This window comes from Pseudomonas sp. JL27(2026) (genome assembly GCF_056933555.1).
Genome location: NZ_CM167794.1, coordinates 230,262 through 249,400, shown reverse-complemented (window position 1 = coordinate 249,400; position 19,139 = coordinate 230,262). Strand labels below are relative to the sequence as shown.

The following is a 19,139-nucleotide window of genomic DNA, read 5'->3' as shown; positions in this document are numbered from 1 at the left end:
TGTATCTCTAAAACATCCTTCCAATCAGCCCCCTCTCCCGGAGGGAAAGGGAGCCGGCCGAGGTGTTTCGCGTCATACACCGACCTGAACAACCGGGTCGATTCTGGATTCGGTAAAGCACGATCAGGTCGATGTATCTCTGAAACATCCCCCCAGTCAGCCCCCTCTCCCGGAGGGAGAAGGAGCCGGCCGAGGTGTTTCGCGTCATACATCGACCTGAACAACCGGGTCGATTCTGGATTCGGTAAAGCACGATCAAGTCGATGTATCTCTGAAACATCCCCCAATCAGCCCCCTCTCCCGGAGGGAGAAGGAGCCGGCCGAGGTGTTTCGCGTCATACATCGACCTGAACAACCGGATCGATCATTGATTCGGTAAAGCACGATCAGATCGATGTATCTCTGAAACATCCCCCAATCAGCCCCCTCTCCCGGAGGGAGAAGGAGCCGGCCGAGGTGTTTCGCGTCATACATCGACCTGAACAACCGGGTCGATTATGGATTCGGTAAAGCACGATCAAGTCGATGTATCTCTGAAACATCCCCCCAATCAGTCCCCTCTCCCTTTGGGAGAGGGCTAGGGTGAGGGCTGCTTACGCAAACACACACAAAAACGCCGATGACTATCACTAGCCATCGGCGTTTTCACACCTTGAAGGGGTTCACTTATGCGTCAGATCAGAACGCCGGCAGGACCGCGCCGTTGTACTTCTTCTCGATGAATGCTTTCACTTCCGGGCTGGTCAGGGCCTTGGCCAGTTTCTGGATTGCGACACTGTCCTTGTTGTCCGGACGGGCTACCAGGAAGTTCACGTACGGTGAATCCGCGCCTTCAATGACCAGCGCATCTTTAGCCGGGTTCAAACCCGCTTCCAGCGCGTAGTTGGTGTTGATCATGTCCAGGTCGACCTGATCCAGCACACGCGGCAGCATGGCCGATTCCAGTTCCTTGAACTTGAAGTTGTGCGGGTTCTTGGCGATATCTTTTGGCGTGGCCAGGGCGTTTTTCGGGTCTTTCAACTCGATCAGGCCAGCCTTCTGCAACAGGATCAGCGCACGGCCGCTGTTGCTGCCTTCGTTTGGAATGGCAATGGTTGCGCCGTCTTTCAATTCAGCCAGGGTTTTGACTTTTTTCGAGTAGCCGCCGAACGGTTCGACGTGCACGCCGATCACGGTCACAAGGTTCGTGCCTTTGCCTTCGTTGAAGCTTTTGAGGTACGGCAGGGTCTGGAAGTAGTTGGCGTCCAGACGCTTCTGATCGACCTGTACGTTTGGTTGCACGTAGTCGGTGAAGACTTTGATTTCCAGGTCCACGCCTTCTTTGGCGAGGGTGGGTTTGATCAGTTCGAGAATCTCGGCGTGCGGCACCGGCGTTGCCGCCACCACCAGTTTCTCTCCGGCCTGGGCCAGGCTTGCGGTCAGGGCAGCCGCCAATGCGGTGAACAACAGAACCTTTTTCATGCAGTGTCCTTATTTGTCGTTATCGACAACGGCTAAAAAGTGAAGTGCCAGTGAAGCGCTATCGCTGGTGTGAAGCGGACAATACCGAGATTTTTTATTCCCGAACAATATCTTTTATTCACTTTGATATTCCATTTTGTTCGCACACAAAAAAGACACTTAACCCTGTGGCGAGGGAGCTTGCTCCCGTTCGATTGCACGGCAATCGCAATTCGATGAATGCGGCTTGCCTGACAGAAATTGGTTGCTGATTTTGGGGTTGCTTCGAAACCCAGCGGGAGCACGCTCCCTCGCCACTGGGTTATAGGGCGACCAATAGATCTGTGAGCAGGCTTTTGAGGGCCGAGCGCTCGGCAGTCGTGCCGTTTTTGCTGACTTGCGCGACTTGCCGCTCGATCTGACCCAGCGACGGCGACACCTGCGGCAGATTCAAATGCTCCGGCAAGATCTCGTCCCCGGTACTCACCAGCAACGCAAAGTGAATGACGTTTTCCAGCTCACGGGTGTTGCCTGGCCAGCTGTGCTGTTCCAGCACGTGCTGTGCCGCGTCGCTGATAAACGGCACCGGCAGGTCGAGGCGCTGGCTGTAGATACCGAGAAAGTATTCGGCCAATGACTGAATGTCGCCGACCCGCTCGCGCAATGCCGGCAACTCAAGCTGCCCTTCGCTGAGGTAGTGATACAGGCGCTCGTGGAATTTTCCGGCGGCCACGGCCTGGGCCAGGTCGATGCTGGTGGCGGCCACCAGCCGCACGTCCACCGGGCTCGGCTGCTGGGCACCGACGCGGGTGACTTCGTGGTTTTCCAGGGCCGCGAGCAACTTGATCTGGATCGGCAACGGCAAGTCGCCGATTTCGTCCAGGTACAGGGTTCCGCCGTTGGCCGAACCGAACCAACCGGCACGGCTGCTCGCAGCGCCGCTGAAACTGCCGCCCGCGTAGCCGAACAACTCGGCATCGGCGTAGGTCGGGCTGATCGCGCCGCAATTGACCGATACGAACAAACCACCGCGATCACTGCCACGATGGATATGCCGCGCCAGCAACTCTTTGCCGCTGCCGGTTTCACCGCGAATCAACACCGAAATCGAGCGGGGTGCCAAATGTTCCAGTTCCTGGCGCAACTGTCGCGAGCGCGGGTCGACAAACACCAGCGCCTTGGCGCGAATGCTCAATGGGCTTTTTTCAGCGTCGGGAAAGGTCAGCAATGGCTGACCGAAAGACTCATGCGGACTCATGGCAGACTCCCGCCCAAAACCGCCGGGAGACGGGGGCGAATAAAAAAATAAAGGCTCAAGCGCGGCGCAGTGCGTGATGTTCCATGCGATTTTGCAGCCGATAGAGGTAGGCAAAACCCTGCTCCCAACGATGGTGGCCGGACTTCACATTGATGTGCCCGGCACCCGCCAGAATTCCTGCCTCGGCTCCCCAATGGCGGGCCAGTTCCAGCGCACGCGGTGCGCTGACGGCGGCGTCGTTGTCGGCGCTCACCACCTGGCTCGGGAACGGCAGCAAGTGGGTCGGAATGGGAGCGAAGTTACGCAAGGCTGGCACGCAGGCCGGGCGCTCGACGTCGGCCGGCGCGACCAGCAAGGCCCCGCGCACCTGACGTAATGCCTGTACCGGCGCGGTAGCAGCCCAATGGGCAACGGTGATGCAACCCAGGCTATGGGCGATCAGGATCACGGGCGTGCTGTCGGCGGCAATCGCTTCGGCCAACGCTGCGACCCAGTCCTCACGGCGCGGCGTCAGCCAGTCGGCCTGCTCCACGCGCGCGCTGTTGGGCAGACTGTTCTGCCAATGGCTTTGCCAATGATCTTCTGGCGATCCTTGCCAGCCCGGCACAATCAGGTAGCGAATTGATTCGTTGCGCATGGGGAGCTCTCCTGTGCGTGTCTGTTCCTGATCGAGTATAGGGACGAGAGATATGTTCGTTAAGGAATAAGAAGCTATTTGTTAAGACCATAACAGAATATATAGAGGCTCAATGTGGGAGCGGGCTTGCTCGCGAAGGGGCCCAGACATTCAACATTGATGTCGACTGGTACTCCGCTTTCGCGAGCAAGCCCGCTCCCACAAAGGATTCGGTGTTCCTTCGAAACAAAAAAAGGGCCGCACCCTGCCAAGGAGACGGCCCCGGAAAACTTGAAAACGGTCAACGCGCAGTAATCACCGACAGCTTGGTGATTCCCGCCCGCTCGATGGACGCCATGGCCCGCGCCACCTCGCCGTAGTTCACCCCGTCGTCGGCCTGCAATTGCACGCGCACCTGCGGGTCCTTGGCCTTGGCGGCCTGCAGGTTGAACTCGAGCAATTCGGGCTGGATTTCGTCCTTGTTGATAAACAGCTTGCCCGCCCCGTCGATGCTCACCACCAGCGGGTCTTTCTGTTCAACCGGCGCGACCGCTTCGGTCTTCGGCAGGTTGATAGGAATCGCGTTGGTCAGCAGTGGCGCCGTCACGATGAACACCACCAGCAACACCAGCATCACGTCCACCAGCGGCGTGACGTTGATCTCGCTCAGCACCTCATCGCTGTCTTGCGTGGAAAAGGCCATATCAGGACGCCTCCTTCACTTTTTGCACGCTGCCCTGGGCGGCGACTTTATGCGCCGTCGGGTGGATCAACACGCGGAACGAGCTCTTCTGCGCCAGGCTGTAGAAGTCATGGGCGAAGTCATCGAGGTCGGCGGCGGTCAGCTTCAGGCGCCGCAGGAAATAGTTGTAAACCAGCACTGCCGGTACCGCGACCGCGATCCCCACACCCGTCGCCACCAGCGCTGCACCAATCGGCCCGGCTACGGTTTCCAGGCTCGCGGAGCCTGCCGCGCTGATGCCTTTCAAGGCTTCCATGATTCCCCACACGGTGCCGAACAAACCAATGAACGGCGAGGTGCTGCCAATACTCGCGACCACCGCCAGGCCGGTTTCCAACGAGCGCCGCTCCCGCACGATCTGCTGGCGCAAGGCGCGCTCCAGACGGTCCTGGTGATTGATTGCCTGGCTCAGGTCCGTCGCCTGCGGCGCTTCGCCGACCTGGATCGCTGCATAACCGGCCTGTGCCACGCGGGCCGCCGCACCGGGTTGGGTCTCACTCAATTCGGCCGCTGAATCGAGACTGGAGGCCGCCCAGAACTGTTTATGAAATTTGCGATCCTGGGCCTTCAAGCGTGCAAACTGCACACCCTTGAGCAACGCCAGGCCCCAGGTGGCGACGGAGAAAACCACCAGCAGCCAGATCACCGCGCCTTCGATGGATTCAAGTGGAGATGCCAGTAACGTCATGATGTGTTCCCTCGTGTAAGCGTTTAGCGCGAATAGGTTTCGGTTCAATGAATCTTGAAATCGATGGGCACGCTGACCCAGCCGTCCTGGGCGACATCACCCTGCTTGGCCGGCACAAAACTCCAACGTTTCACGGCGGTTAAGGCCGCGTCGTCGAGCTGTTGGCGACCACTGCTTTTCTGAATCTGGATCTCTCCCGGTTTACCGCTGGCCAACACCTGAACCCGCAACAACACCGTGCCTTCCCAACCGCGCCGCTGCGCCAGCGACGGATATTCCGGCGCCGGGTTTTTCAGGTACGCCGCGTTGGCCGATGCCGGGGTGACTGGCGCGGGTGCGGGCGGCGCAACGGGGGCCGGCGCGGCCACGGGCGCGGCAGGTTGCGGCGTCGCGGGCGGTTGTTCAACAGCTTTTGGCGCCGGTTTCGGGGCCTGCTTGACCACCGGTTTTGGCTTGGGTTTGGGCGGTGGCTTGGCCGCCAATTCGTCCACCACGGGCGGCGGTGGCTCGACCACGGGTGGCGCCGGTTGCGGTGGTGGCGGCTCGACGACCGGCGGGGCCGGGCGCGAAAATTCGATGGTCATCGGCGGGATCTCCGGCGGCACGACAGGCAGCGCCGGTGTCGGTTGCTGATTGACCCAATAAATCACCGCACCATGCACCAGCAGCGCCAGCACCCCCAGCAGAATCCCTTCGCGTCGGCTGAGGATGCCCTTGGGCGTGCGCTGCAACCGCAACTGACCCAACGGCACCCGATGGGGGCGGCCGAGATCGACCAACTCGCCACTCGGCGCCTGCCGCCATGGCACTTCATGTGCGCTGGCGGCGGTCTGGACATTGCCCATTGATTGACTCCCTACGGTCTTCTTCAATAAATCGATCTGCCTGCGCCTGACTCCCCCGCGCAGCCGTCTCGATGGATGAATCATTGGGCCAGACGCTTATCTCCGAAAGTAACCTTTGTAGTTATGGATAGATCCGAAACGCATAATAAAATCCGCCACTGGCTGCCAGCCCACGGAATCAAAGGGTTGTAGAGGATCGCGGTAAACCCGATGCTTTTAAGGCATTAAAAATATTCAGGGAAGGCATGGATTTCGAAAAATAAAGTGCGTGCCGCACTATAAAAAGCAAAGCACTCAGATAGGGATGTCAGAAAAAGCCTGAATACCAACTGCAGCAATAAACATTCGAACCAATTATTAGAAAATAAACAAACACAAAAAGGCCGCCCACACTTTTACATGCAGGCAGCCGACAAATTTAAAACATGAAGTTTATTGCTTGACGAACTCGCCAGCCAGGCCAACGACATCGCCGTCAAAGTTATTACGAGAACCGAACGCCTTCAGCCTGGTGTAATTATGATCAGGCGAAAACAGTGTCCACGCCTGATAGCCGGTGCCATCGTTCAGGGCCGCGACCGTGATGATGGTTGGCTGACCGGTGCTGTTCTGGAAGTGGTAGTGCCCATAACTGACATCGTAATTCACACCGTTCTGGCTCAGCTTGCCGCTGAAAGTCCCGTTCGAGTCATTACCATCGGTGATGACCAGTTTGGCGCCGGCGTTAGCGTTTACATAAGTCCCGTTAATACTCGACATAATGAATTTCCCTTGTCGTGAAATAGGTATCTTCCAATGAGTGCAAGTTCTCTCCTGAAAACTCACAAAACGAGAATGGACGGACATTCCGTTATTGTCCACGCCCAAAACACTTACTGTCGGACGAAAGCGCTATATGCACCACGCAAACATCTCATAAACTATACCCCTGGCTTACCTGATTATTACAATTGGCACTAACTCACTAAATACTGAAACAGTCCCTCGGGTCTGTACGAAAAGTCGCCGAGTGGCGATCAGGCAGTCTTCGTACAGAGCCTAGAAGTCATAACGACCGGTCACACCCAATGTGCGCGGTGTCCCGAGCAACCCTTCATACCCGCCGTTACCGCCCGTCCAGAGGGTCGTGTAATAGGTTTTGTCGAAGGCGTTCTTCAGCCACAGCGAAACGTCCCACTGGCCGTCACTGAAGTCGCCGCGCAAGCCTGTGGATAAATTCACCACGGCGTAGCTGGGGATCTGCCCGAAATCGGAGTCCTCGACCGTGCCCACCGCTTTGGAGCGGAATGCGTAGCTGGCGGTGACGTATTCTTCCAGGCCGTTAGTGAGGTTCCAGGTGTATTCGCCATTGGCGTTGCCGATCCACTTCGAGGCGCCGACCACTTGATGGCCGCTGAGGTCGCACGAAGCCGGCGCACCGGGCCGCAGGCTGACTTCGGGCGGGCATGGCGCATCCTTGTAGGAGAGGTAGCTGACGTCGTTGTACGAGCCGTTGATGTTTAGCGTCAGGCCTCGCAACGCAATCAGCGTGCTTTCCACTTCGACGCCCCGTGAACGTACCGAACCGGCGTTGGTCAGGTACTGCACGCGGTTGGCTGCGTCATAGGCATTGGTCTGGTAACCATTGACCTGGGTCCAGAACAGGTTGGCGTTGAGTTGCAGGCGCCGGTCCCACAGGGTGCTTTTGAAACCCAGCTCGGCGTTGTTGGCGCGTTCGGTGCCAATCAACAAGGAGCCGGCGCCCGCCGTCGGTGCCGAGCCGACCACCAGGTTGACCCCACCGGATTTCTCGCCATGGGACAAGGTCGCGTAGCCCAGCAGGTCATCGGTGAAGTGGTAACTAAGGTTCAGCAAACCCGATGGGCTGCTGCTGTACTGATTCAGATCCCCGGAATCGTATGCCCCGGTGCGACCGCGCCGGGCGTTGGCCGCCGCACCAGTCACTGCTGCGCCGCCCAACGGCGCATCGCGGGTCACCCACGCATTCTTTTCCTCGTAACTGCCACGCACCCCGGCGGTAAAATCCAGCCGCTCGGTGAGGTGCCAGGTACCTTGGGCAAACAGCGCAAAACTGTTGGTTTCAATGTGGCCGTTACCAACCGTGCTGACGTTGGCCAGTGCGCCCCGAGGCGTGCCGTTCCAGATGTCGGCTTGCGGGCCGTAATAGGCGAAAGATTTGTTGTCCAGATCCGAGCCGAAATAGTAGGCGCCCAACACATAATCGAAAGCGCCGCCGGTAGGTGAGGCCAGGCGAAACTCCTGGGAATACTGTTTGTCCTCCACCGAAACGCCCGCGTTGTAAGTCGCGGCCACGTTCAGGCCGTCGTCGTTTCGCGGGGTGAAATTCCACCAGCGATAAGCGCTGATCGACGTCAGGGTAAAGTCATTCGGCAAGGTCCAGTTGGCCTCCAGCGAGGTGCCACCCTGGAACACGGTGACGTGCTGGTCGTTGTTCAGGTTGACCTTGCGATGGGAGCCGTCCACCAGGGTCGCGCCCGCCGCCGTGGCCCGCGACTGGTAGAGGTTGACGCCATTGAGGGTCGGCCCGGTGCTGTAGAGCACCCGCGTCCCGGCGCTGGAATCCTCTTCGTTGTAGTCGCCGATCCAGCGCAGGTTGAAGGTTTCGCTCGGTTTGTAGAGCAACTGGCCACGAAAGCCCTGACGCGAGCCGCCATTCAAATCATGACCGTCGTACTCGTTCTTGATGTCGCCGTCACTGCGGGTGCGATAGGCCGAAAAACGCCCGGCCAGTTCGTCGTTGAGCGGTCCGGAAATCGTGCCCTTGGTTTGAAAGTATCCGTCCTCGCCGACCGAGGTTTCGATGCTGCGCTCGGGGGTGAAACCCGGCGCGCGGGTGCTGATGTTGATCACCCCCGCCGTGGTGTTTTTGCCAAACAACGTCCCTTGCGGGCCACGCAGGACTTCCAGTTGCTCGATGTCCATCAAGTCGAACACCGCCATGCCCGGCCGCCCCAGGTAGACGTTGTCGATGTACAGCCCGACGCTGCCTTCCAGGCCATCGCTGGCCGGGTTGTTGCCCAGGCCACGGATCGACACGCTGGACTGGCGCGCATGCATGTAGGCGACGTTGACGCTGGGCACCAGTTGCTGCAAATCCTGGATGCGATAGACCCGCTGGCTCTCCAGCGCCTGACCGCTGATGACGCTCATCGGCGTCGGCACCGCTTGTGAACTTTCTTCGCGACGCCGGGCCGTGACCGTCACGGTTTCCAGCCGCCCGTTATCGGCCTTGGCCTTGCCGGCAGTGGTTTTACTCGCACCCTCGGGCGGGGTTTCGGCCTCGGCGGCATACCCCTGGGTCCAACTGGCGCTGCCGGCCAGCAACAAGGCCAGAGGCAGGCGCTTGAGCCGTCGGGGCGTTAAGGGTGACGCAAGATTCAACGGGCTCATGGGCGGCTCCTGGTCAAAAAATACACACGCTGTATATTCTTTAAAGTTATTTGTTTATGTTTTTACAAAGATTTACTGCATAAGAGATTGCCTTTATAAGGAGTCGACCTAATGCATATCCAATGCATTTCCCCGATATTTTTTATGTGAAAAATGCATATCGATTTGCGCCAGCTCCGTCACTTCATCGCCCTCGCCGAACAGCGCAGCTTCGTTGCGGGCGCGATGGCGGTGAACCTGTCGCAGTCGGCCTTCAGCCGCAGTATCCAGGCGCTGGAACACAGCGTCGGTTGCCAGTTGGTGGATCGCGGACGCAAGGACCTGGCGCCGACCAAACAAGGCCAGGTACTGCTTGAGCACGCGCGGCGGCTGGTCAGCGGTGCGCAGCAAATGGCCAACGAGATCAGCCAGTTCAATGGCCTGGAGGCCGGCGAACTGCGCTTCGGTTGCGGCCCGGCACCCGCAGCCGGGTTGATCCCGCGTGCGATCGGCCGTTTCATCGGACGCTACCCCAAGGCGCGGGTGAAATTTCAGGTGGACGACTGGCAAACCCTGGGTAAGCGACTGCTCAGTGAAGAGTTCGAATTCTTCGTCGCCGACACCCGACAGTTCGAAGCCCACCCGGATTACCTGACCCAACGCCTGCGCCCGCGCAAATGGCATTTCTGCTGCCGCGCCGGGCACCCGTTGGCGGGGCAGGCATCGGTCAGCGCGGCGCAACTGATGAGCTACCCGATGGCGGTCAGCATCCGCCCGCCGAACCTGCGCAAAGTCATCGTCGACCTCAGCGGCCGCCCGGACTTCAGCCCCACCGTGGAATGTGAAAACAGCTACAGCCTGCTCGGCGTGGTACTGCGCTCGGACGCCATCGGCATCGTCGGCGCCTACAGCGATGTGCTGCATCACACCCGAGGCGAACTGGTGTGCTTGAAAATCGATGGGCTGGCCGATGACCTGGAGGAGCTCTACACCCGTTACGGCATCGTCAGCCGTGCGGGGTATCGGTTGTCACCGTTGGCCGAGGCGATGATCGCGCAGATCAAAGAGATTGATGAGCGCGATGACGAGGTGTGTTCATTGGAGAATGTTGCTGTCTGATCCACCGTCTTCGCGAGCAAGCCCGCTCCCACATTTGATCTCCTGTGTATCCAAAAATCATGTTCACCCAAGGTCCTTGTGGGAGCGGGCTTGCTCGCGAAGAGGACGGCACAGGCACCGATGCAACGCCTGCATAAAACCCATTCCCCGAATGCACTTGCCCGAACCCGGTGCGACCGGCGAAAACCCTCACCTGTCCTTTGATCGGTGAACCCCATGCCCAACACCCAAAACCCCGTGCGCAATGTGCTGTACATCATGTGCGACCAACTGCGCCGCGATTACCTGTCCTGCTACGGCCACCCGCACCTGCACACGCCCAACATCGACCGCCTCGCCGCCGCTGGTGTGCGGTTCAGCCGCGCGTACACCCAAGGCACGATTTGCGGGCCGTCGCGGATGTCGGCCTACACCGGGCGCTATGTCAGCAGCCATCAAGTCACCTGGAACGCCGTGCCGCTGCCCCTCGAAGAACTGACGATTGGCGACTACCTGCGCCCCCACGGCATCCGCACTGCGCTGGTCGGCAAGACCCACGCCACGCCCAACCTCGACGCGCTGCAACGCCTGGCCATCGACCCCGCCAGTACGCAGGCCGAGGCGCTGAACGAAGTGGGGTTCGAGCCGTACTTCCGGCACGACGGGATCTTCCCCGACGACCCGTTGTTCGACGACAAACGCGAGTCGGCGCCTTACACCCATTACCTGCGCGCGCACGGTTTTGAGGGGCGCAACCCCTGGCACGACTGGGCCAACGCGGGCGCGGGCGAACACGGCGAAACCCTCAGTGGCTGGCACATGCGCAACGCCCATCTGCCGGCACGGATTCCCGAGCAGCACTCGGAGACCGTGCACACCACGGACCGCGCCATCGACTTCATCCGCGAACAACAGGACCAGCCGTGGTGCTTGCACCTGTCGTACATCAAGCCCCATTGGCCCTACATCGCCCCCGCGCCTTACCACGCGTTGTATGGAGCCGATCAGGTGCTGCCAGCCGTGCGCTCAGCGCCGGGCGAGGCAAGCGATCACCCGGTCTACCACGCGTTTCGCCAGCACGAAGAGAGCCTGAATTTCTCCCGCGATGAGGTGCGGCTCAACGTCATCCCGACCTACATGGGCCTGATCAAACAGGTCGATGATCAGCTTGGGCGGCTGTTCGATTTTCTCGAAAGCAGCGGCCGCTGGGACGACACGCTGATCGTGTTCACCAGCGATCACGGGGATTTTCTCGGCGACCATTACCTGGGGGAAAAAGAGTTCTTGCTGGAGCCAGCGGTGGGCGTGCCGTTGATCGTGCGCGACCCGCGTGCGGCGGCGGATCTCACCCGTGGTTCGGTAGATGCACGACTGGTGGAAACCATCGACGCCCTGCCGACGTTTCTTCAAGCGCTGGGCCTGCCGGGTGCGGAGCATCGGCTGGAAGGACGCTCGCTGATCCCGCTGCTGCACGCGGAAAAATCCGACTGGCGCCGCTATGCGATCAGCGAGTACGACTACGCCTTCCAGGCTCCGGCGCGCGAACGCTTGGCGCAACCGATCGACCGCTGCCGCATGACCATGGTGCGCAGCGACCGCTGGAAATATTTGGCGTACGACGGCTTTCGGCCGCAGCTATTCGATCTGCTGAATGACCCGCAGGAATTGCACGATCTCGGTACAGACCCGGCCTTTGCGGCGGTGCGAGAAGAGCATGCGGGGTATCTGTTCGAATGGATGAGGGGGCTGAAACGCCGCACCACCATCAGCCATCAGGAGATTGATTTGCGCGGGCAGCGGTTTCGGTATGGTGAACCGGAGACCGAGAAAGTAGTGCAGATCGGCGTTTGGTAGCTGAGGTCAAAAGCCCCTCACCTTAGCCCTCTCCCGGAGGGAGAGGGGACTGACTGAATTGTTCCTGGAGGTCCATCGACCTGAAAAATCGAGTCGAACTCAGGTTTGAATCGCATGAAGATCGGCTCCCTTTCACCACGTCCCCATGGGAGAGGGCTGGGGTGAGCAAGAGCCCCCAGCTATCTCAACCCGCCTTGATAGTCTGGCTCCGCTGCCCCGCCACTCCCACCGGCACCTCGCCCTTGAGTGTCACCCGGCGAACGATGCGCGCCTGCGTGCCGTAATCATCCACCGCGTAATGCTGGGTCGAGCGGTTGTCCCAGATCGCCACGTCACCGGCCTGCCAGCGCCAGCGCACGGTGTTTTCCAGGCGCGTGACATGGCTTTGCAGCAGGTTGAACAAATGCGCCGAATCGGCCTGTGAATAACCCTTGATGCGTTTGACGAAATGCCCCAGCAACAGGCTTTTCTCGCCACTGACCGGGTGCACGCGAACCACCGGGTGCTCGGTCTCGTAAACCGTCGACGTGAAGACCTTGCGATAGCGCTCCAGCTTCTCTGCCGAGACATCGGGCTTGGCGCCAGCGTAGTCATATTCGTTGCTGTGTACCGCCCAGAGCTTGTCCGCCAGCTCGCGCAGCTCCGGCGCCAGTTCGTTGTAAGCCGTGGCGGTGTTGGCCCACACCGTGTCGCCACCGTGGGACGGCGCCAACACCGAGCGCAGGATCGAGGCTTTCGGGTAGGCGTCGACGAAGGTCACGTCGGTGTGCCAGGAGTTAGCACGCTGACCTTCAGCGCCATCCAGTTCCAGCAAGTAACGGGTGCCGTCGCGCACCGGCACGGTCGGGTGCGCCACCGGTTCGCCAAGTAAATGCGCAAAAGCTTCCTGACGCTGATCGTCGAGGTGGGTCTGGGCACGGAAGAAGATCACTTTGTACTGCACCAGTGCCTGCTGGATGGCGTCGACCGTGCTGGCGTCCAGCTCACCGGACAGCGCGACACCACGAATCTCGGCACCGATGCGACCGGCCACCGGATGAATTTCAAGCGCGTGAACAGCGGGTTTTACAGCTAAAGCGGCATTGCTCATGGGTAGACCCTCATCTGACTGTTTACGGTTTGCCGACCGCGAACCAACGCTCTATCTATATTCTATTTAGATCTAATAGATATTCACATGCTTCGTTGACGGAATAAGAGCTTGCATTTAAAACCTCAAGCCACCCTCGTCGCAAATGCCTTCGAGCTATTTTCAGGATGCCGGGAAAGCATATGGATCTTCGCCAGCTGCGTTACTTCATCGCCCTCAACGAACACCGCAGTTTTGTCCGTGCGGCTGATGCAATGGGCATCACACAACCGGCGTTCAGCCGCAGTATTCAAGGGCTGGAGCAGGAGTTCGGCTGCGTGCTGGTGGACCGCGGCAATAAGGATCTGCGCCCCACGCCCGAGGGCCAGGTGGTGCTGCAACACGCCTTGACGCTGGTGCAGGGCGCGGCACTGCTCAACGCCGAAGTGACGCAAATGACCAAGCTCGACGCGGGCGAGTTGCGCTTCGGTTGCGGCCCGGCGCCAGCGGTCAAACTGGTACCGGACGCGGTGGCGCAATTCGTCAATTCGCACCCGAAAGTGCGCACCTGTTTTCAGGTGGATAACTGGGAAAAACTCAGCCGCGCACTGAGCCGTGAAGAGATCGAATTTTTCATCGCCGACATTCGCCATTTCGAAGCCGACCCGAACTTTCAGACCCGTGCGCTCACCCCCAAGCGCGGGGTGTTTTTCTGCCGCCCGGGGCATCCGTTGCTGGCCAAGGAGAGCCTGTCGACCAATGACATGTTCGACTACCCGCTGGCGACCACGCTGATCCCGCCGGGTATTCGCAAACTGCTGGCGAACCTCAGTGGCCGCACCGATTTTTCACCGACCATCGAGACCGAGCATTTTCCGGCACTGGTGAAAATCGTGTTGCAGTCCAACGCGATTGGTGTGGGCACCGAGGAAGCGTTTGTCGAAGACATCGCCCAGGGCTCGCTGGCACTGCTGCACTGGCGTAACCTGCCGCAGAACATCGAGAGCATGAATGCGCGGTGCGGGATTGTGAGCCGTACGGGGTTCCGGTTGTCGCCGGCGGCACGGGCGATGATTGAGACGCTGGTGGCGGTGGATAAGCAGGAAGTCGCTCTCGCGGTTTGACCGCTCTTGTGGCGAGGGAGCTTGCTCCCACTCAGCTGCGCAGCAGTCGCAACCCGGCCACCGAGTCCTGACTGAATGAATGCGGTACTTCAGGTTGGGACCGCTTCGCGCTCCAACGGGAGCAAGCGCCCTCGCCACCGTTGAGTGCTTACAGTTTTGCCGCAGCCAGCTGCGGCGCCACCCACTCGCTCACCTTGAACGGCTTGCGAATCAGCTTCTGCTGCGAAGCCAGGTCCACGGCGTCCTGCAATTTGCCGAGGAACACCGGGTCCAGGGTCGAGGGGAAAATCTCGCTCAGTTTCTGGTCCTTCAGGTCCTGCTGAAGAATCACCTGTGGATAACTTGCCAGCCCCGACACCAACTGAATGTACGCCTCCTTGTTGCTGTCCTGGGTCAGCCACTCGACGGCTTGCTGTTGCGCCTTGAGCAGTTTCGCCACGGCGTCGGGATGCTCGTCGACAAACTTCCCGGCCCCTACCAGCACGCTCTGAATGCTGCCCGCGCCACCCAGGTCCTTGGTGCTCAGCGGCAACTCAGCTAGGCCTTTGGCTTGCAACGCAGTCAGCCCGGAGCTACCCCACGACGCGTCAATCTGTTTGGCCGCAAGTGCCGCCACCGCAGCGTTGAAGTCCAGGTTGATGACTTTCAGGTCCTTCTCGCTCAAGCCCTGGCTGGCCAGCGCGGCATCGAACGACAGTTGGCTGGCGGTGCCCCGGAAGATCGCCACGCGCTTGCCTTTGAGGTCCTGCAAAGTCTTGATCCCCGAGCCCGGCACCACGCCCAGGTAATGCTTCACGCCACGCGCCGAGGCGCTGAGCAGCCGGGTGTCGAGGCCGTTGGACTTGCCGATGATCGCCGCGAGGTCGCCGAGGTACGCCAGGTCGACCTGACCGTTGGCGAAAGCTTCGTTGATCACAGGGCCAGCGCCCTTGAAGAAACTCCACTGGACGGTGATGCCCTGATCGGCGAAGGCCTTTTCAAAAATCTGCTGCTGGCGCAACACGTCCACCACTCCGCCGCCACTGTGTTGTGTGCCAGCGCTGAGGTCTGGCACGGCGATGCGGATTTCCTTGAGTTCGGCCGCGCTGGCGTTCAGCGCCAGACCGGCAAGCACACCGGCAGCGAACAGATTGATAACGCGTTTGAAAGGAAGGTTCATGGGTGCAGCTCCTGATCACGGCGGGCGTTGAGGAGCCAAAAGTAGGCACAGTCGATCCAAACATTTAAATACTAATAAATCACAATTTAATAACTAAAACGCATACACCCGCTAAAACGTACGCCTTGGCACGGTATGCAGAAACAGCATCGAAAATATTCTTCGAATGCATTGGATGCGTGGGAGCGGCCGGCCTTAAATGGCTTTTCTTATCTCTAAATAGAATTATTTTTAAAATTATTAGATCCATTTTGCATGATCCTAAATCCTGCCTTGCAACCCGACAACGGAGGTCCCTCATGGCCCGCGTTTCCCTGCTGAGCCTGCCGCTGGCCGCACCCTCGTTAAACGCCCGGCGCTTGTGGCCAAGCCTGAACCAACGCCTGCTGCCGTGGTTGTTGCCGATCTGCCTGTTCACGCTGTGGTGGCTGGCCAGCCGTGATCACTGGATGAGCGAGCAGATCCTGCCCGCACCGTCGCTGGTCTGGAGCAGCGCGGTCGAGCTGTCCGGTGGCGAACTGTGGAGCCACTTGGCGATCAGCCTTCAGCGGTTGTTCTGGGGCTTGCTCGTGGGGATCGGCGCAGGTGCCGTGCTCGGTGCCGCGCTGGGTTTCAGTCGGCGCTTTGAACGCCTGGTGTTCCCGACCTTCGCCGCGCTGGCGCAAGTCCCGACACTGGCGTGGATTCCTCTATTCATGGTGTTTTTCGGCATCGGCGAAGTATTGAAACTGGTGGTGCTGGTCAAAGCCATCGTGGTGCCGGTGACGCTGCACACCCTGGTCGGCGTACGCGATGCCCAGCCGAAACTGCGCGAAGCCGCAGCCGCATTGCGCTTACCGCCCAGGCTGCTGATTCGACGGTTGATACTGCCCGCCGCACTGCCGGCGTTCATGGCCGGTGTACGGCTGGCGCTGGCGGCCGGGTGGACGTCGTTGCTGGCGGTTGAATTGCTCGCGTCCAGTGAAGGCATTGGCTACCTGATGGTCTGGGCGCGGCAGTTGTTCATGCTCGACATTGTGTTCGTCTGCATCGTGGTTATTGGTGTGTTGGGTGTCGCGATGGATCGTGGCATCGGCGCGCTGGATCGCCAACTGGTGCACTGGCCACACCCGGCCACTGCTGAGATCCGTCGCGGCCCGCGCTATCAAGGCTGGCAGCGCCTGCAACCGTGGCTGCTGCCACTGGCCTTGCTGACGCTGTGGCAGGTGGCGTCGGATCAGCAGTGGGTCGATGCGAACATTCTGGTCAGCCCCTGGGCGGTGCTCCAGACCACCGGCCACGGGTTGCTCGATGGCACACTGCTCGGCGGCATGGCATTGAGCCTGGGTCGCACCCTCGGCGGGCTGGCGTTGGGCGGCAGTCTCGGGTTCGTATTGGGGCTGTTGCTGGGGTTGTCATCGGTCAGTGAACGCCTGCTCGGCCCGACCCTCGCGGCCATCCGCCAGATCGCTATTTTCGCCTGGGTGCCGCTGCTCACGGCGTGGTTCGGTTTGGGAGAGTTGGCCAAGTGGGTGTTCGTCGCCCTTGCGGCGTTTTTCCCGCTGTTCATCGCCACCCAGCGCAGCGTCGCCAACCTCTCACCGCAGCTCAATGAAGCCGCACAAGTCCTGCGCTTGAGCGCCGGCCAGCGCCTGCACCGGTTGATCCTGCCGGGTGCCGCGCCGGGGATTTTCGCCGGGCTGCGCCTGAGCCTGATCTACGCCTGGCTCGGCACTATCGGCGCCGAATATTTCATGCCGTCCAATGGCGGCATCGGCAGCCAGATGATCGGCGCCCAGCAACTGCTGCGCATGGACCTGATCATGGCCGGCATGTTGTTGGTGGGCCTGACCGGCGCCCTGCTCAACCTGATTGGCCAACACATTGAAACCCGCGCCACGCGCTGGAGGCTCGTATGACTGCAACGATTGTCAGCTTCAACCAGGTGGGCAAAACCTTCGACGTCGACGGCGTTGAGCTGGAGGCGATTCGTGAATTCAACCTGGACATTGCCGAGGGCGAATTCGTCGCGATTGTCGGCTCCAGCGGCTGCGGAAAATCCACCTTGCTGCGCTTGTTGGTGGGGCTGGACACGCAGTTTCGCGGGCGCATCAGTGTCGACGCAAAAGCCGTCTCCGGCATTGGCGGGGAGCGCGGTATCGTGTTCCAGGAGCACCGTTTGTTCCCATGGCTGACGGTCGAAGAAAACATCGGACTGGGCTTGGTCAATGAACCGCTCAGTGCGGCCGAGCGACAAAAACGCATTGGCGATTTCATTGCGCTGGTGGGCCTCACCGACTTCACCCGCGCCTACCCGCATCAACTGTCCGGCGGCATGGCGCAGCGGGTCGCCATTGCTCGCGGGTTGGTGGCCAGCCCACGGATTTTGCTGCTCGATGAACCCTTCGGCGCACTCGATGCTCTGACCCGTCAACAGATGCAGGACGAGCTGCTGACAATCCGCAGCCGGGAAAAAATCACCACGGTGCTGGTCACCCACGACGTCGAAGAAGCGATCTTCCTCGCCGACCGCGTGGTGGTGATGGAGCCACGCCCAGGGCGGATCAAAAAAGTCGTCGATATCACCCTGCCCCATCCGCGCCAGCGCAGCAGTTTCGACTTCCATCAGTTGCGCGAAGAACTGCTGCACGAACTGACCAGCGACGATCACTACCAACCACCCATCCCCGAACAGATCCGCGACCTACCGCTGACGTTCATTGCTTGCTGAGGAGGAGACCGGCGTGATCCTCAGTATTTTGCCGTTTCAACCGGATGAGTGACGCCTGCCACGGTTTCACTCTGAACCTCATCCTTGCGCACAAACCGGTTCGCCCGTCCAAACGTGCCGAAATCATTGAAGCGCACGCCCATCTCGCGCATCACTGTGTGTGCCACTGGCACGGTCATCTGGCGCAGGTAAAACGGTTCTTTCACCACAAAGTGATGGATGCCGTGGCTGCTGCCGAAGTTGAAGCAGAACGCCTGCAACGGCCACATCCACCACGGGTTGAGCACTTGGGTTTGCTGGATCACGTTGCCCGGTTCGATGTCGCCGTAGTAGTGCATGTTCGAGCTGATGAAGTGCAGGCAAAAGGTGCGCAGCACGTTCGGACCGATGATCACCACGGCGGCAATGTCGATCACCTGCATCACCGACAGCGTGGTCGCCGACCACGCAACCGACGTTCCCAATAAATACGCGATGCCGTTGGCGGCATGAAAGCCGAGGAACAGATACCACGCGCCCCAGTGCATCAGCGCCAATGGCGCGTAGACCTTCAGGGTGCGTTTGACGATGCTGAGTTTGTGTGCCCAGGTCCTGGCGCGCAGCAGACGGATGAACGCCGACATCACGTTGTCGCCCACCATCAGCAACCGTGCAATGCCCCAGGGTTCGCCGTTGGTAATGGCGCGTTCCTCCATGTCGGATTCGCTGCCGGACACCTTGTGGTGGTTGAGGTGCAGGTGGCGACGAATCCACGGATTGATGGTGCTCGGCCGCGCCAGCCAGACCAACCCCATCATCAGGTTGTGCGGCACGCGCTGCTTGCGGAAATACATGCTGTGGATCAGGTCGTGTTCCAGCTCATGGGTCAACGACGCAAAAAAAGCATTCAGCAGCAGGCATACCCACCACGCCAGGTGCCCGGTCATGTACAGCACCGCCGAGCCGATCATCCCGGCCAGGGCAAAGGCCAGAATGAGCGCGCCCAGCGCGTCCTGATGCTTGAGCAGCGGGTAGCGCTCACGCAGCTCGACACCGCGCGCCAGCACCACTTCACGAATATGTGCTGATCGCTGCGCTGCATTCAGTCGTTCGGGACTTGCAGAAGTACCGTGCATGCTTCCATCCTCTGGTTATTGATGTTCGCAT

The 19,139-nt window shown here is 60.0% G+C and carries 16 protein-coding genes; 5 read left to right on the top strand and 11 right to left on the bottom strand.

Annotated features, from left to right (window positions below; genetic code table 11):
• Positions 1-678 precede the first annotated feature (678 nt).
• From AC1Z1G_RS01125 to AC1Z1G_RS01090, 8 genes are all read right to left on the bottom strand, one after another.
• Entirely contained in the window at positions 679-1,461 is a 783-nt protein-coding gene (locus AC1Z1G_RS01125) for a MetQ/NlpA family ABC transporter substrate-binding protein (RefSeq protein ID WP_483624175.1), read from the bottom strand.
• Between the two features lie 301 nt (positions 1,462-1,762).
• On the bottom strand, positions 1,763-2,698 hold the full coding sequence (locus tag AC1Z1G_RS01120) for a sigma 54-interacting transcriptional regulator (protein ID WP_483624174.1): 936 nt from the start codon (positions 2,696-2,698) through the stop codon (positions 1,763-1,765).
• 55 nt (positions 2,699-2,753) lie between these two features.
• Positions 2,754-3,335 (bottom strand): alpha/beta hydrolase, encoded by a 582-nt coding sequence (locus AC1Z1G_RS01115; protein WP_483624172.1) that lies wholly within the window; start codon positions 3,333-3,335, stop codon positions 2,754-2,756.
• Positions 3,336-3,615: 280 nt separating this feature from the next.
• Positions 3,616-4,017 (bottom strand): ExbD/TolR family protein, encoded by a 402-nt coding sequence (locus tag AC1Z1G_RS01110; protein ID WP_483624170.1) that lies wholly within the window; start codon positions 4,015-4,017, stop codon positions 3,616-3,618.
• Between the two features lies 1 nt (position 4,018).
• On the bottom strand, positions 4,019-4,744 hold the full coding sequence (locus AC1Z1G_RS01105) for a MotA/TolQ/ExbB proton channel family protein (protein WP_483624168.1): 726 nt from the start codon (positions 4,742-4,744) through the stop codon (positions 4,019-4,021).
• A 44-nt stretch (positions 4,745-4,788) separates the two neighbouring features.
• Positions 4,789-5,589 (bottom strand): energy transducer TonB, encoded by an 801-nt coding sequence (locus tag AC1Z1G_RS01100; protein ID WP_483624166.1) that lies wholly within the window; start codon positions 5,587-5,589, stop codon positions 4,789-4,791.
• A 432-nt stretch (positions 5,590-6,021) separates the two neighbouring features.
• Positions 6,022-6,348 (bottom strand): hypothetical protein, encoded by a 327-nt coding sequence (locus tag AC1Z1G_RS01095; protein ID WP_483624164.1) that lies wholly within the window; start codon positions 6,346-6,348, stop codon positions 6,022-6,024.
• Between the two features lie 279 nt (positions 6,349-6,627).
• On the bottom strand, positions 6,628-9,000 hold the full coding sequence (locus AC1Z1G_RS01090) for a TonB-dependent receptor (protein WP_483624162.1): 2,373 nt from the start codon (positions 8,998-9,000) through the stop codon (positions 6,628-6,630).
• Between the two features lie 153 nt (positions 9,001-9,153).
• Here AC1Z1G_RS01090 and AC1Z1G_RS01085 point away from each other — a divergent pair, with 153 nt between their 5' ends.
• Both AC1Z1G_RS01085 and AC1Z1G_RS01080 read left to right on the top strand, forming a co-directional pair.
• Positions 9,154-10,098 carry a LysR family transcriptional regulator gene (locus AC1Z1G_RS01085; RefSeq protein ID WP_483624161.1) on the top strand — a complete coding sequence of 315 codons (945 nt, stop codon included), beginning with the start codon at positions 9,154-9,156 and terminating at the stop codon, positions 10,096-10,098.
• A 216-nt stretch (positions 10,099-10,314) separates the two neighbouring features.
• Positions 10,315-11,931: an alkaline phosphatase family protein gene (locus tag AC1Z1G_RS01080; protein WP_483624160.1), complete on the top strand. Its 1,617-nt coding sequence runs from the start codon at positions 10,315-10,317 to the stop codon at positions 11,929-11,931.
• Positions 11,932-12,115: 184 nt separating this feature from the next.
• Here AC1Z1G_RS01080 and AC1Z1G_RS01075 read toward each other — a convergent pair whose 3' ends face one another.
• Positions 12,116-13,021, bottom strand: coding sequence for a TauD/TfdA dioxygenase family protein (locus AC1Z1G_RS01075; RefSeq protein ID WP_483624158.1), 906 nt, complete (start codon positions 13,019-13,021; stop codon positions 12,116-12,118).
• 182 nt (positions 13,022-13,203) lie between these two features.
• On the opposite strand from AC1Z1G_RS01075, the gene AC1Z1G_RS01070 reads away from it, so the two are divergent.
• On the top strand, positions 13,204-14,124 hold the full coding sequence (locus AC1Z1G_RS01070) for a LysR family transcriptional regulator (RefSeq protein WP_483624156.1): 921 nt from the start codon (positions 13,204-13,206) through the stop codon (positions 14,122-14,124).
• Positions 14,125-14,272: 148 nt separating this feature from the next.
• Here AC1Z1G_RS01070 and AC1Z1G_RS01065 read toward each other — a convergent pair whose 3' ends face one another.
• Positions 14,273-15,283, bottom strand: a complete 1,011-nt coding sequence (locus AC1Z1G_RS01065; RefSeq protein WP_483624153.1) for an ABC transporter substrate-binding protein — start codon at positions 15,281-15,283, stop codon at positions 14,273-14,275.
• A gap of 299 nt (positions 15,284-15,582) precedes the next feature.
• On the opposite strand from AC1Z1G_RS01065, the gene AC1Z1G_RS01060 reads away from it, so the two are divergent.
• Positions 15,583-17,181, top strand: a complete 1,599-nt coding sequence (locus AC1Z1G_RS01060) for an ABC transporter permease (protein ID WP_483624151.1) — start codon at positions 15,583-15,585, stop codon at positions 17,179-17,181.
• Positions 17,178-17,993: an ABC transporter ATP-binding protein gene (locus tag AC1Z1G_RS01055; protein ID WP_483624149.1), complete on the top strand. Its 816-nt coding sequence runs from the start codon at positions 17,178-17,180 to the stop codon at positions 17,991-17,993. Before AC1Z1G_RS01060 ends, AC1Z1G_RS01055 begins: the two co-directional genes overlap by 4 nt.
• Positions 17,994-18,013: 20 nt before the next feature.
• Here the strand turns inward: AC1Z1G_RS01055 and AC1Z1G_RS01050 are convergent, their stop codons facing one another.
• Positions 18,014-19,108, bottom strand: a complete 1,095-nt coding sequence (locus AC1Z1G_RS01050; protein ID WP_483624147.1) for a fatty acid desaturase — start codon at positions 19,106-19,108, stop codon at positions 18,014-18,016.
• Positions 19,109-19,139: the final 31 nt, after the last annotated feature.

Excerpts from the sequence above, each read along its gene's own strand:
- AC1Z1G_RS01125 (WP_483624175.1), bottom strand. The coding sequence starts at position 1,461 with ATGAAAAAGGTTCTGTTGTTCACCGCATTGGCGGCTGCCCTGACCGCA.
- AC1Z1G_RS01120 (WP_483624174.1), bottom strand. The coding sequence starts at position 2,698 with ATGAGTCCGCATGAGTCTTTCGGTCAGCCATTGCTGACCTTTCCCGAC.
- AC1Z1G_RS01115 (WP_483624172.1), bottom strand. The coding sequence starts at position 3,335 with ATGCGCAACGAATCAATTCGCTACCTGATTGTGCCGGGCTGGCAAGGA.
- AC1Z1G_RS01110 (WP_483624170.1), bottom strand. The coding sequence starts at position 4,017 with ATGGCCTTTTCCACGCAAGACAGCGATGAGGTGCTGAGCGAGATCAAC.
- AC1Z1G_RS01105 (WP_483624168.1), bottom strand. The coding sequence starts at position 4,744 with ATGACGTTACTGGCATCTCCACTTGAATCCATCGAAGGCGCGGTGATC.
- AC1Z1G_RS01100 (WP_483624166.1), bottom strand. The coding sequence starts at position 5,589 with ATGGGCAATGTCCAGACCGCCGCCAGCGCACATGAAGTGCCATGGCGG.
- AC1Z1G_RS01095 (WP_483624164.1), bottom strand. The coding sequence starts at position 6,348 with ATGTCGAGTATTAACGGGACTTATGTAAACGCTAACGCCGGCGCCAAA.
- AC1Z1G_RS01090 (WP_483624162.1), bottom strand. The coding sequence starts at position 9,000 with ATGAGCCCGTTGAATCTTGCGTCACCCTTAACGCCCCGACGGCTCAAG.
- AC1Z1G_RS01085 (WP_483624161.1), top strand. The coding sequence starts at position 9,154 with ATGCATATCGATTTGCGCCAGCTCCGTCACTTCATCGCCCTCGCCGAA.
- AC1Z1G_RS01080 (WP_483624160.1), top strand. The coding sequence starts at position 10,315 with ATGCCCAACACCCAAAACCCCGTGCGCAATGTGCTGTACATCATGTGC.
- AC1Z1G_RS01075 (WP_483624158.1), bottom strand. The coding sequence starts at position 13,021 with ATGAGCAATGCCGCTTTAGCTGTAAAACCCGCTGTTCACGCGCTTGAA.
- AC1Z1G_RS01070 (WP_483624156.1), top strand. The coding sequence starts at position 13,204 with ATGGATCTTCGCCAGCTGCGTTACTTCATCGCCCTCAACGAACACCGC.
- AC1Z1G_RS01065 (WP_483624153.1), bottom strand. The coding sequence starts at position 15,283 with ATGAACCTTCCTTTCAAACGCGTTATCAATCTGTTCGCTGCCGGTGTG.
- AC1Z1G_RS01060 (WP_483624151.1), top strand. The coding sequence starts at position 15,583 with ATGGCCCGCGTTTCCCTGCTGAGCCTGCCGCTGGCCGCACCCTCGTTA.
- AC1Z1G_RS01055 (WP_483624149.1), top strand. The coding sequence starts at position 17,178 with ATGACTGCAACGATTGTCAGCTTCAACCAGGTGGGCAAAACCTTCGAC.
- AC1Z1G_RS01050 (WP_483624147.1), bottom strand. The coding sequence starts at position 19,108 with ATGCACGGTACTTCTGCAAGTCCCGAACGACTGAATGCAGCGCAGCGA.